The following is a 12,319-nucleotide window of genomic DNA, read 5'->3' as shown; positions in this document are numbered from 1 at the left end:
GCGTCGGACCATGTTTCCTGGTCGGCTGGGGCGGGGTCGCGGGACATTCGGTTTCCTGGCGGTTCGTCCGTAGCGAGGCAGATAGACCATCGGCGAGGCGAGTGCCAGAGGCGGAAACGCCGGTTTGATCGCAGTGGGCGGGTTGTCACGCCCGCGCCGGGCCGAGGGCCGTGCGCGGGGCGGCGGCCTCAGCCCGCGACTTCGTGCAGCCGGGCGACGTAGCGGGCCAGCGTGTCGATCTCGAGATTGACCTTGTCGCCCAAGCCGGCCAGCCCCCAGGTGGTCGCCTCTTTCGTGTGGGGAATGAAGTTCACCCCGAAGCGCGGCCCCTCGACCTCGTTCACCGTCAGAGAGGTGCCGTTCAGCGCGACCGACCCCTTGGGCGCGATGAATCTGGCCAGGTGATCGGGCGCCTGGAAGGTGATGCGGGTGCTGTCGCCCTCGTCCTCCATCGCGACGATGTCGGCCAGCCCGTCGACATGGCCCGAGACGATGTGTCCGCCCAACTCGTCGCCGACCTTCAGCGCGCGTTCAAGGTTGACCCGGCTGCCCACCGTCCACGCGCCGAGGCGGGTCTTCGACAGGGTTTCGGCCGAGATCGACACGTCAAACCAGCCGCCTTGCGCGTCGGCTCCCCGGTCGGTCACGGTCAGGCAGACCCCGTCGGAGGCGATCGAGGCGCCGATTTCGATGGTCTCGGGCGGATAGGTGCAGCCGATCCGGGCGGTCAGGTCTCCGCGCTGGTCAAGCGCGCGGATGGTGCCGATATCGGTTATGATGCCGGTGAACATCCGGGCGGGCCTCCTTCGGGCGCGTTCGGAGCCCCACCTAGCCGCTGGCGAGGCGAAGGGCAAGCGCCCCGCGCCGGGGGTTTCGCTCGCCAGCGAAAGATGCGCCTATGGGACATGACCCAACGCGACGGACATGACCGCCGGTTCCTGCTCCTCCAGGGGCCGCACGGGCCGTTCTTTGACCGGCTTGGCCGGGGACTGCGCGCCGCCGGTGCCGAGGTCTGGCGCGCGGGGTTCAACCGCGGCGACGAATCCTTCTGGTCGGGGCCCGAGCGTTACGCTCCCGTAAGCTGCCCCCCGGCCGATTGGCCCGAGACCTGCGCGGCGCTCATCCGGCGTCTGGGTATCACCGATCTCGTTCTCTACGGCGACACGCGGCCCGTCCACGCCGCGGCGCTTGAAGTGGCGCGGGCCGCCGGCGTGCGGCGCCATGTCTTCGAGGAAGGCTACCTGCGGCCCTACTGGGTCACCTACGAACGCGATGGCGCCAACGGGAATTCGGCGCTGATGAACCTGACGATACCGCAGATGGCCGCGCACCTGGGCGGCGCCGGCCCCGATGCGCCGGCGCCGCCCGCGCGATGGGGCGAGATGCGCGAGCATGTGTTCTACGGTGCGCTCTACCACGCGCTCGTCATGGCCCCCTCGCGCCGCTACCGCCATTTCCGCCCCCACCGGGGCGTGCCGGTTTCGACGGAGTTCGCGCTGCATCTGCGCCGGCTCGCCCTGCTGCCAGCCCATGCCGCTGCCCGATTCGCCGCTGCCCGCGAACTGCAGTGGGGCGGCTTTGCCTATCACCTCGTCCTGATGCAACTCGCCCATGATGCGAATCTCCGTCACCACGGGCCCTTCGCCGGGATGGAAGCGTTCCTCGCCTCCGTGATCGCGGACTTTGCGGCCGGCGCGCCCGCGCACCAACGTCTCGTCTTCAAGGCCCACCCGCTGGAGGACGGGCGCAGCCCGTTGCCGCGCCTCATCCGCCGGCTGGCACGGGCGCACGGCCTCTGCCAACGGGTGCATTTCATACCCGGCGGCAAGCTCGCCCCCCTTCTGGACGGAGCGCGCAGCGCGGTGACGGTGAACTCCACCGCCGGGCAACAGGCGCTGTGGAGGGGCCTGCCAGTGCGGGCGTTCGGCGCGGCGGTCTATGCCAAGCCCGAACTGGTCTCCGACCAGCCCTTGGCCGCCTTCTTCGCCGACCCGCGGCCGCCCGATATGCAGGCCTACAGCATCTTTCGCCGCTTCCTGCTGGAAACCAGCCAGATTCCGGGCGGCTACTATGCGCGCCGTGGCCGCGACCAGGTGATGCGCCATGTCGTGGGCATGATGCTCGCCGAGGCCGATCCCTATACGCTGGAGGCGCGGCCGGACGCGGCGGCGCCGCAACACTTCCGACTCGCCGGCTAGGGCCAAATCCTTGAAGCACTGGCCAGATGTGCGGCGATCCGCTACCCTCGCAGAAAAAAGACCGAGGCAGGCTCAATCCAGAAACGAGGACGCCGAGCAGTGAAATTCATGCAGACTCGCGGGGCGAGAGCGGTTGCGCTGCTTGCGGCACTGGCGACCGTCAGTGGATGCGGATTGCCGCGCTCCGGTCCGACCAAGCGGGAAATCTACCAAGGCTCGATCCAGCAACAGGGCGACGCCTTCGTCGTCGCGGTGAACGACCGGGTGACAAGGGCGACCTCGGCCGTGCCGGCGATCGGGTTTCCCAAGGCGTTCAAGACCGCTGGGCTTGTCGGGTCGGACACGATCCGGCCGGGAGATGTTCTTGGCCTGACGATCTACGAGAACGTGGATGACGGCCTGCTGGCCCGGGCAGGCGGCAATGCCGCGATCGTAAACGAGGTGCAGGTCGACGACGCGGGCTTCATCTTTATCCCCTACGCGGGCCGTATCCGCGCAGCAGGCAACACGCCCGAACGGTTGCGCCAGATCATTACCGAAAAACTCGACGCCCAGACCCCGGACCCGCAGGTTCTGGTCCGCCGGGTCGCAGGCGACGGGGCGACCGTATCGGTCGTCGGCGGCGTCGCCGGTCAGGGGGTCTACCCGATCCAGCGGCCCAACCGCACGCTCACCGGCATGCTGGCCACCGCGGGCGGGGTGTCGATCCCGCCCGAGGTCGCACGGATCACCGTTCTGCGCGGCGGTCATAGCGGCGAGGTCTGGTTCCAGGATCTCTACGACAACCCGGAAGTCGACATCGCGCTGCGCAACGGCGACCGCATCCTGATCGAGCGCGACACGCGCGCCTTCACCGCGCTCGGCGCCACGGGCAGCCAGCGACGCGTGCCCTTCGAGACGCAGAACCTGTCGGCGCTCGAAGCGATCGCGCAGGTCGGCGGCCTCAGCAGCCAGCTTGCCGACCCGACCGGCGTGTTCGTGATGCGCGACGAGCCCCCCGAGATCGCCAACACGGTGCTCGGACGGAGCGACCTCGTCAGCGCGCAGCGCATGGTTTACGTGCTCGACCTGACCAGCCCGAACGGCATGTTCCTAGCGCGCGACTTCGCGATCCGCGACGGCGACACGGTCTACGTGACCGAGGCGCCCTTCGTGCAATGGACCAAGACGCTGAACGCGATCACCGGCACCGCTAGCACGGCGCAGACGCTGGACGCGATCGGCAACGGCGACTGATCCGCGGGATGCCGCCCGCCGACACACGGGACAGCGAAAGCGGTGGGGAGACCACGGCCCGCCGGCTCTATGTCTACAGCGCGGGATTCCTGGCCGAGCGCCGAGTGCGGCGTATCCTGCAGCTTTCGGGCTACGACATCCGGCTTGGCCTGCCCGGCCCCGACGACGCTGTCGCGGTCTGGGGCACGCGCCCGGCGGCCGCGCGGGGGCGCACGGTTGCGCGCGCACGCGGAGCCTCTATCCTCCACGTCGAGGATGCCCCTCTGCGCTCGCTTCGGCTCGGCCGCGCGCGCGGCGCAGGGCCGCCGCTCGGCCTTCTGCTCGATCCCGACGGCTTGCATTTCGACCCGGCGCAGCCTTCCCGGCTCGAAACCCTGCTCGCGACCCACCCGCTCGACAATACCGCACTGCTCGACCGGGCGCGGGCGGCCATCGACCGCCTGAAGCGCCAGCATCTGACGAAATACACCGCGCTCGACCCCGCGGCGCCGGTGCCCGAGCCGGGATACGCGCTGGTGATCGACCAGACGCAGGGCGACGCTTCGGTAACCGCCAGCGGAGCCGCGGCCGCGACCTTCCGCGAGATGCTGGCCGTGGCGCGTATCGAGAACCCCGGCGCGCGTGTGATTGTCAAGGGTCACCCCGAAAGCGCGGCCGGGCTGAGGCCGGGGTATCTTGGGCCGGAGGCAGCGAGCGACGGCGTGACACTGCTGTCGGGCCCGGTGTCGCCCTGGCGGCTCCTGGACGGGGCGGTCGCAGTCTACACGGTGTCCTCGCAGATGGGCTTCGAGGCGATCCTTGCCGGGCACCGGCCCCGCGTCTTCGGCCAACCGTTCTACGCCGGATGGGGTCTGACGCAGGACGAACGCCCGGTCGCGCGGCGTGGGCGCCAGTTGACCCGGGCCCAACTCGTCGCGGCCGCGCTGATCCTCGCGCCAACCTGGTACGACCCATATCGCGATCGACTCTGCCCCCTCGAGGACGCGCTGGCCGCCCTCGAGGCCGAAACCCGCGCGTGGCGCGAGGATCGGCGGGGCTGGGTCGCCGCCGGGATGCGGCACTGGAAACGCAGCACGATGCAGCGATTTTTCGGGTCCGTGCAGCCGGTGCGCTTTGCCCGCGACCCCGAAAACGCCGAGGCGCGGGCCGACGCCACGGGCCGGCGCGCGATGGTCTGGGCCGCCACCGCCGGCCGGGTGCGGTCGGCCAGCGTCCGCGTGGAGGACGGCTTCCTGCGCTCGCGCGGCCTGGGCGCCGCGCTGGTCCCGCCGCTCTCGCTCGTGCTCGACGATCTCGGAATTCACTACGACCCGACCCACGAAAGCCGGCTGGAACGGCTCGTCGCCGCCGCCTGCGTGCTGGACCCGGTCGCCCGCGCCCGCGCCGAACGGCTGATCGCAGACCTGGTCCGTGGCGGGGTCACGAAATACAATCTCGGCGGTCGGCCCCTGCCCGCGTTGCCCGAGGGCCGCCGCATCCTGCTACCCGGACAGGTGGAGGACGACGCCTCGGTCCACCTTGGCTGCCCGGCCGAGCGCACCAACCTTGAGCTGCTGGACCGCGTCCGGGCCGAAAATCCGGACGCGGCGCTGATCTACCGGCCGCACCCGGATGTCGAGGCCGGGCTGCGTCCGGGGCGCCTCGGGGCCGGGGCGCTGGCCGAACGGGGCGCGGTGGTGGCGGGCGAGGCCGGTCTCGCCGACCTTCTCGGCGCCGTCGACGAGGTCTGGACGCTCTCTTCCGGTCTCGGCTTCGAGGCGCTTCTGCGCGGGCTGCCGGTCACCTGCCTCGGCACCCCGTTCTACGCGGGATGGGGCCTCACGCGCGACCTGGGCCCGGTGCCCGCACGCCGCGCCGCCCGGCCCGACATCGTGGCACTGGTCCATGCCGTTCTCATCGATTATCCGCGCTACCGCGACCCGGTCACGGGCCGCCCCTGCCCCGCCGAGGTCGTGGCCGAGCGTCTCGCCGAGGGGCGCCTGCCGCGCCCGGGGCCGGCGCTGCGGGCGCTTGCACGCCTGCAGGGCCTGCTGGCTGGGTACGCTTGGCTCTGGCGTTAGCGCTCGATCGCGCCAGTCACCCGGTCCCACCGATGCATCACGTCCCCGCCGACCGCGCGCGCTTCGACCAGCCGGAAGCGCGGCGCCGCGGCGAGGCGGTCGAGCCCCAGGGCGCCCAGCCCCGGTTGCCCCTCGGCACCGAGCGCAAGCCCCGCGGTGAACCCCACCAGTTCGTCCACGAGACCCGCCGACAGAAGCGTAGCCGCGAGGCTTCCGCCGCCCTCGCAGAACACCCGCGTCAGCCCGGCCGCGCCAAGCGCGCGGAGGAGCGCAGGCGCATCGAGCTGCCCCCCCGGCCCGACCGGCACCGTCATCGGGCGGGCTCCCAGGTCCTGCCACGCGGCGATGCGCTCGGGCTCGGCGTCGGGGCCGTGGCACAGCCACAGCGGCACCTCTGAGGCCGTCTGCGCAAGACGGCCGTCGCACGGCAGGTCCAGACGCCGCGAACAGACCACGCGCACGGGCTGCCGGGGCGCACCGATGCCGCGGACGGTAAGTTCGGGATCGTCCGCGCGCGCGGTGCCCGCCCCCACCATCACCGCATCGTGGCGCGCGCGCAGCGCATGCACCGCGCGCCGCGCCTCCGGGCCGGTGATCCACTGGCTTTCCCCCGTCGCCGTCGCGATGCGGCCGTCGAACGAGGTCGCAAGCTTCAGCATTAGGGCCGGGCGCCCCTCGGCTCGGTTCAGCAGGAAGCCGCGATGGGCGCGCCGCGCCGCGTCTTCCAGCACGCCCGACACCACCTCGACGCCGCCGGCGCGCAGGATCGCATGGCCGCGCCCCGCCACGCGGGGATCGGGATCCTCGAGTGCCGTGACCACGCGCCCCACGCCTGCCGCGACCAGTGCCTCGGCGCAGGGCGGTGTCGCGCCGTGATGGGCGCAGGGTTCAAGGCTGACATAGACGGTCGCGCCGCGCGCCGCCGCCCCGGCCCGCGCCAGCGCCAGCGGCTCGGCATGCGGACGTCCGCCGGGCGCCGTCCAGCCGCGGCTGACGATCCGGCCGTCCTTGACGATCACGCAGCCCACGGCCGGGTTCGGCCATACACATCCCTGTCCCCGCGCGCCGAGCGACAGCGCGAGCGCCATGTAGCGCGCGTCGGCGTCGGGACTCACTCCTCGGTCGCCGGGGCCGGCGGGCGCAGCTCGCTTACGAACTTGTCGAAATCGCCCGCTTCCTGGAAGTTCTTGTAAACGCTGGCGAAACGGACGTAGGCCACGGTGTCGATCCGCGCCAGCGCCTCCATCACGATCTCGCCGATCGTCTTGGACGCAATGTCGGTCTCGCCCATGCTTTCCAGGCGCCGCACGATGCCCGAAATCATCTGGTCGACGCGCTCGGGGTCCACCGGGCGTTTCTGCAGCGCGATGCGGACCGACCGTTCCAGCTTGTCGCGGTCGAAATCCTCGCGCCGCCCGTTGGACTTGATCACCACGAGGTCGCGCAACTGCACCCGTTCATAGGTCGTGAAGCGCCCGGAACAGGCCGGGCAGAAGCGGCGGCGCCGAATCGCGACATGGTCCTCGGCGGGCCGCGAGTCCTTCACCTGCGTATCGATGTTTCCGCAAAACGGGCAGCGCATGGCCTCCCCCTCGGTGCTGCGTTCCAGTTATCCACAGCCACTATAGGGGAGCCTCAAGGATTTGGGTAGAGGACTCTTGCCCGGCTAGATATGGGGTTACTCCAGATGCGCCGCGACCTGCCGGTCATGCGGCGCGGCGCGATGTTCATAAAGGTAAATGCCCTGCCAGTTGTAGCGCGACGGTGAGTTTTGCAGTGTGAAACACTGAATGTTGCAGCAGAGCGGTTTTAGGCGGGGTCGTTCAAGCTCCGTTAAAATGGTGTTCGAACAGCGATGTGCGGGGGCTTGCTCGGCGGGGCCGATCACGTCACCCGCCAGGCGCGCCAAGCGGCGCGGGCCAGCAGGCCGTAGGTCACGGCGCCGGTGATCGCCCAGGTGCCGTCGATCGCGCCCGCGAGCGCCAGGCTGGCGACCATGATCGGCGCGTCGATCGCGAAGCTGTCGAAGGCGAGCGCGCCCCGGCGCCAGTCCCGGCCCTCCTTCAGCACCAGGTAGGCGCGGGCCATCCATCGCCAGGACAGCAGCGGCGCGGCCACGGCGCCCAGCACGAGCGCGAGCCACATGTGCATTCCGTCGATCAGGAGCGACTGGTACGGGGGCTCGTCCTCCTCGGAATGGCCGGCCGCGGCGCGCGCGATCTCGCGCAGAGCCCAGACCAGCTCACGGCCGATCGCGAGGAACGCCCTGGTCATCCCGCGCCCCTTGTCGGCTCGAATACGACTGCCCCGGCTTGCGCGACGGCAGGTGCCGGATCATGCTCCGGGTGCCCGAGGGCGGTGTTGGCACCACCGACCCCCGGGGGCCGCCGATGGTCGGCGACCGACGCAGCCTGTACAGGAGGCCACGCCCATGATGGGGTTTATTCCGATTCCGACGACAGCGACAACCGCGGCCGTGCTGACCGGCTTGTTGCTCCTGGCCGCGCTGATCGCGGCACTCGCTTGGGCGGTGCGCGACCGCTGCGCCGTCTGCGGCCGCCCGTGCGACCGCATTGAGGGTGTCTGTGAGGAGTGCGACCGCGCGGGCCATTAGGCCACATCCACCGTTACGGTGCCGGCACCGGTGTCGACGCTCACGGTGCCGGTCCCGCCGGTGACTTGCGTGCTGGCGAAGTCGCCCGACAGGCTGTCCGCGGCAATCAGGGTGTAGACGTTCGGGGCCAGCCCCGTCACGTCCACGATCAGGTCGCCGCCGAGAACGACAGTCGAGGCCACCGAGCGGGGGACCGGCCGGTTGTAGGCGTCGAGCCCGGGCAGCCCGGTGTCCCATTCCCGGATCACGGAAAACGCCGTCGGGCCGGCCACGAACTGCAAGCTGCCGGCCAGCGTCAGGGTCGCCGTGCCGCCGCCCGCGCCGTCGAAGCCGACCTTGCCGGCGTCGCCGTCGATGGTGAGCGTCTGGCCGGGGGCGATGGTCAGGGCCGCGCCGGGCTGGATGATCGCCTCGCATAGCCCCTCGCAGGTCAGCGACAGGTTGTCGGCGACGCTGCCGGTCAGCAGCAGGCCGCCATCCTCCAGCGTCATCGCGATCCCGCTGCTTGAAACCGCGCCGAGGTAGATTTCCGCGCTGTCCCTGACCGTGATCGTGCCCGACCCGCTGAGCGCGTCCAGCACCATCCGCCCGCCGAAGCGGATCAGGTTGGCGTTCGCCCCCAAGTCGAGCGCGGCGAGATGGATGTTCTGCCAGCCCGCCACCGGGTCCGCGCCGTTCAGCGCCACGCTGTCGCCGCCCTGCGGCACGCGTTTGGGCGTCCAGTTGTAGGGCCCGTCCCAGCGGAACCCGTCCGACCTAGTGTCCGGCGTGAAGGTCAGCGTTGCCGGGGTGCTCGACCACGCCAGATCGGTGTCAAACCCGCTGTGGAAGAACTCCAGGATTTCCGCGATCTTGTCGAAATCGACCGTCTTGAGATAGTCGATGCAGTCGCGCGTCCCGTGGGTGTCGGCCGGGTCGCCTTTCTCGGCGTCCACCCACCGCTGGATCGTGATCGTATCCGCTACCGCCGCGGAGACGCGCAGGTTCTCGTCGGAGACGTTCGGCCAGTTGTAGGTGTAGCCGATCTGCGACCAGTTCCGGCGGTGATTGTCGCTATGGACGTTCGGTGTGCCCGAGTAGCTGGCGAGGTAGGTAGTGACCTGCCACTGATCTTTCATCCAGCCGCGACCGGAGCCTCTAACACATTGTTTTTGCGCACTCCGTCCGAGGTCTTCCGCCTTCTTCGGCCCTCTTCCGGATACTGCAATGTTCAGTGTCTCCTAACAGCGACACCGGCAGGAGCGCGGCCTTGATATGGGCGGGCATGTCGTCGGGGCCTTCAAGCGTCTGACGGAGATCGGACATCGAAGGCGCGTCGGCGGGCGGCACCAGCCGGGCGAAATAGGCGTCGAGGTCGCGCTGCACGTCCGGGACGGCGTTTTCCTGAATCAGCAGGGAACAGCAGGTGTGGCGGACAAAGAGCGTGAGCAGGCCGTCGCCCTAGACAGCGATCCAGCGCCACACCTAGCCGGTGAACTCGTAGAGTCCCGGCCCCGTGTCTGGATGGTAAAGGTCGTCTGCATTGTCCGCCATGCCCCTGGTGCGGTCAGGCTAGGCGATGCTCGGAAGGCGGGCAAGCCGCGCGCGCCGTGGGGTGAAGCGGGACCGCGGCAGGCTGGCGCAGAGGGGCCGGCGGAATCGCCGGCCCGCCCGAATGTCAGACCAGTTCCGCCACCCGCGGCACCCAGTCATGCCCGGCCCGGCCGCGGTAGAAGCCGTTGACGAAGGGCGCGTCGATCCCGAGTTCGCGCAGCTTGGCCTCACCCTCCGCGATATCCATGCGGCCGTGCAGAACCGCGTCGAAAAGCGTGGTCACCGCGATCATGTCGCAGGTATGCGGCATCACCCGGAAATGGGTCACGCCGATCGACTTCATGTCGTCAAGATCGGCCAGCAGGTCGAGATAGCCGTAGCTAAGCGTCTGGATGCCGTTGACCGTAAGGAACGGCTTGTCGTCCATCGTGCGCAGCACCATTCCATCGGGGTCTTCGCCGCAGACGAACTGGCAATTGTCCTTGGTCCGGTCATGAGCGCGCGCGTGGTAGCACCGCGCCGACAGCGCCAGCGAGGCGCGGCCGAAGACCTGCACCTCGAGCCCGACGCCCAACTCGGCCGCCTTCGCGCCCAGCGTCGCGACCACCTCGCGCGGCAGTTCGGGCAGCAGGGCGAAATGATTGGCGCCCTGCCCCGCAAGATAGGCCATCGTCTCTTCGTTGTAGACGTTCAGCAGCGCCCCGATCCGGTGCGGCCGGTCCTTCAGATGCAGAAGCGCGGCGGTGTTGTTCACCTCCAGATCGCGCCCCTCCTGCTTGGACCAGTCCATTAGGATGTTACGCTCACGCTTGATCACCACTTCCGAGAATGAGCAGTAAACGACCTTCTTGCCGGCGCGCGTCAGCCGCTCGGCCACCTGGTCGAGATGCTTGTCGTCGAAGAAGGGGGTCCGCTTGGAACAGATCACCTCGCCCAGGTAGACGGTCGAGACCGGGCTTTCGTCGGCGATGCGGTTGTAGAAGTCGATCTTCTGCTCGGCGGGCCAGTGAAAAAGGTTCGGCCCCAGGGTCAGTTCGGTCATGGGAGGTTACCTCCACTTCTTCGTTTTCAGCGCGCCCTCGGTCTGTTTCTGACCCTCGGTCAGAGCGACGAGGTCTGCGAGTTTCGGCTCTTCGCCCGCCATGATCGAATCGACCGCTTCGCGGAAGGCGGCGACGACCTTCTTGACATAGGCGCGCGACCGCTGCCGGCCCTCGATCTTGAAGGCATGCACCCCGGCCTTGATCAGTTCGGGCAGCATGGTCGAGGCGTTCAGGCTGATCGGCTCTTCGAAGGCGTAGTACCCGCCGTCGCGCGCGTCGCACTTGTAGCGGCCCTTGCAGATGGTGGGATAGCCGGCGGTCTCCTCCGGGCCGAAGCGGTCGATCATGTAATCGCCGAGCTTCGTCGACATGCTGCCATCGTCGGCGCGTTCGTACTGCACGCAAGCGGCCGGCGAGCAGGCGCCGTCCATGTTGGTCGACTGGCCGGTGACGTAGTTCGTCAGCGAGCACCGCCCCTCGACCATCAGGCCGTGGTTGCCGAAGATGAAGGTCTCGACCTCGCAGGGGATCTCCTCGACCAGCCCGCGAATCTCGCTTACCGTCATGATCCGCGGCAGGACCACGCGCTTCACCCCGAATTCGCGGACGTAATACTCGATCGACTCCGGGCTCGACGCCGCGGCCTGCACAGAGAGGTGGATGCGCATGTCGGGGTGGTGCTTCTGGATATGCGCCGCGACCGCGATATCGGCCACGATGCAGGCATCCGCGCCCAGCCGCGCCGAGAGGTCGGCCATATCCTTCCAGAGCTGCACGTTGCCCCCCGGCGGGAAGGTGTTCAACGTGATCAGCACCTTGGTGCCGCCCTCATGGGCATAGCGGATGGATTTCTCCATCTCCTCGGGCGTGAAGTTCAGCCCGACGAAGTTCCGCGCATTGGTGGCGTTCTGGTAGCCGCAATAGACCGCGTCGGCCCTGGCATCGACGGCCGAGCGCAGAGCGGCGGGCGTGCCGGCGGGGCAGATCAGTTCGGGCTTGTTGGGGAGCATCATGGCTCAGGCCCCTTTCCGTTTCTGGGCGTTTTCGGCGGCACGGCGCAGCGCGTTGAGCGCGGCGCGGCCGGGCGGGCCGAACATGTCGGCCACGCTTTCGGCGATCGGGTCGTCCACGTCGTCGAGCGCGTTCCTGAGGCAAACCACCGCCTCGGTATCGCCGGTCACGATCAGGTCGCGCGAGAAAAAGAGGGCATCGCCGTCCTGCTCGGTATCCATCAGCGTGAGCAGGTCGAGGAACGTGCCAGAGATGCGCGCGGCCGCGGGCGGCGGGTTGCGCCGGTTCACCGCGCGGAACTCCAGCGCCTCGGGGTCGGGGCGCAGGTACAGCATGAACGGCATGTCGACCGGGTCGATCAGGAAATAGGCATGCCGGTGCGGGCCCAGGCGGTCGAACATGTCGGGGTTCTGCCGGGCGATCCGGTGCACGACGCGGCCAAGGATCGGAGTGAGCAGGAAGAGCGGCAGGGGCGGCGCGAAGGGAAACCCGCCCGTCCCGCCGGCGGCGCGTGAAGACTGGGGTTCGGTTGTCATGACGCTGTGGTTACTCGCATGGCAATGGGAAGGACTTGACTTACGTCAAAATCCCCGGCTCCGCGCGGAACGAAATGTCACAGGCACC

At 69.3% G+C, this 12,319-nt stretch carries 11 protein-coding genes and 1 pseudogene; 3 read left to right on the top strand and 9 right to left on the bottom strand.

What is annotated here, in order from left to right; translation table 11 throughout:
- Positions 1–188 precede the first annotated feature (188 nt).
- Positions 189–791 carry a riboflavin synthase gene (locus BUR28_RS18430; protein ID WP_074221446.1) on the bottom strand — a complete coding sequence of 201 codons (603 nt, stop codon included), beginning with the start codon at positions 789–791 and terminating at the stop codon, positions 189–191.
- Between the two features lie 114 nt (positions 792–905).
- Between BUR28_RS18430 and BUR28_RS18425 the strand changes: the two genes are divergently transcribed.
- The 3 genes from BUR28_RS18425 to BUR28_RS18415 all read left to right on the top strand — a co-directional run bounded on the left by BUR28_RS18425 (position 906) and on the right by BUR28_RS18415 (position 5,494).
- Positions 906–2,198 carry a capsule biosynthesis protein gene (locus BUR28_RS18425; RefSeq protein ID WP_074221445.1) on the top strand — a complete coding sequence of 431 codons (1,293 nt, stop codon included), beginning with the start codon at positions 906–908 and terminating at the stop codon, positions 2,196–2,198.
- Between the two features lie 108 nt (positions 2,199–2,306).
- Positions 2,307–3,434 carry a polysaccharide biosynthesis/export family protein gene (locus BUR28_RS18420; RefSeq protein ID WP_074221731.1) on the top strand — a complete coding sequence of 376 codons (1,128 nt, stop codon included), beginning with the start codon at positions 2,307–2,309 and terminating at the stop codon, positions 3,432–3,434.
- A gap of 8 nt (positions 3,435–3,442) precedes the next feature.
- The gene (locus BUR28_RS18415; protein WP_074221444.1) at positions 3,443–5,494 is read left to right on the top strand and encodes a capsular polysaccharide biosynthesis protein; all 2,052 of its coding nucleotides are present in this window, start codon (positions 3,443–3,445) and stop codon (positions 5,492–5,494) included.
- Here the strand turns inward: BUR28_RS18415 and ribD are convergent.
- The 8 genes and pseudogenes from ribD to BUR28_RS18370 all read right to left on the bottom strand — a co-directional run bounded on the left by ribD (position 5,491) and on the right by BUR28_RS18370 (position 12,231).
- Positions 5,491–6,582: a bifunctional diaminohydroxyphosphoribosylaminopyrimidine deaminase/5-amino-6-(5-phosphoribosylamino)uracil reductase RibD gene (ribD, locus tag BUR28_RS18410; RefSeq protein WP_074221730.1), complete on the bottom strand. Its 1,092-nt coding sequence runs from the start codon at positions 6,580–6,582 to the stop codon at positions 5,491–5,493. The two genes, BUR28_RS18415 and ribD, sit on opposite strands and share 4 nt — an antisense overlap.
- 23 nt (positions 6,583–6,605) lie before the next feature.
- Positions 6,606–7,076: a transcriptional regulator NrdR gene (nrdR, locus tag BUR28_RS18405; RefSeq protein ID WP_074221443.1), complete on the bottom strand. Its 471-nt coding sequence runs from the start codon at positions 7,074–7,076 to the stop codon at positions 6,606–6,608.
- A 302-nt stretch (positions 7,077–7,378) separates the two neighbouring features.
- Positions 7,379–7,768, bottom strand: a complete 390-nt coding sequence (locus BUR28_RS18400) for a hypothetical protein (RefSeq protein WP_074221442.1) — start codon at positions 7,766–7,768, stop codon at positions 7,379–7,381.
- Positions 7,769–8,104: 336 nt separating this feature from the next.
- Positions 8,105–9,226, bottom strand: a complete 1,122-nt coding sequence (locus tag BUR28_RS18390) for a hypothetical protein (RefSeq protein WP_074221440.1) — start codon at positions 9,224–9,226, stop codon at positions 8,105–8,107.
- Positions 9,227–9,332: 106 nt separating this feature from the next.
- A pseudogene (locus BUR28_RS18385) lies at positions 9,333–9,631 on the bottom strand (YjbQ family protein); the annotation flags it as partial.
- 134 nt (positions 9,632–9,765) lie between these two features.
- On the bottom strand, positions 9,766–10,683 hold the full coding sequence (locus tag BUR28_RS18380) for a ubiquinone anaerobic biosynthesis protein UbiV (RefSeq protein WP_074221439.1): 918 nt from the start codon (positions 10,681–10,683) through the stop codon (positions 9,766–9,768).
- Between the two features lie 6 nt (positions 10,684–10,689).
- Positions 10,690–11,697 (bottom strand): peptidase U32 family protein, encoded by a 1,008-nt coding sequence (locus BUR28_RS18375; protein WP_083626728.1) that lies wholly within the window; start codon positions 11,695–11,697, stop codon positions 10,690–10,692.
- A gap of 3 nt (positions 11,698–11,700) precedes the next feature.
- On the bottom strand, positions 11,701–12,231 hold the full coding sequence (locus BUR28_RS18370; protein ID WP_139307618.1) for a ubiquinone anaerobic biosynthesis accessory factor UbiT: 531 nt from the start codon (positions 12,229–12,231) through the stop codon (positions 11,701–11,703).
- Positions 12,232–12,319 lie beyond the last annotated feature (88 nt).

The organism is Rhodovulum sp. ES.010, from assembly GCF_900142935.1.
Lineage (GTDB): Bacteria > Pseudomonadota > Alphaproteobacteria > Rhodobacterales > Rhodobacteraceae > Rhodovulum.
This window is presented reverse-complemented; position numbering and strand designations above follow the sequence as displayed.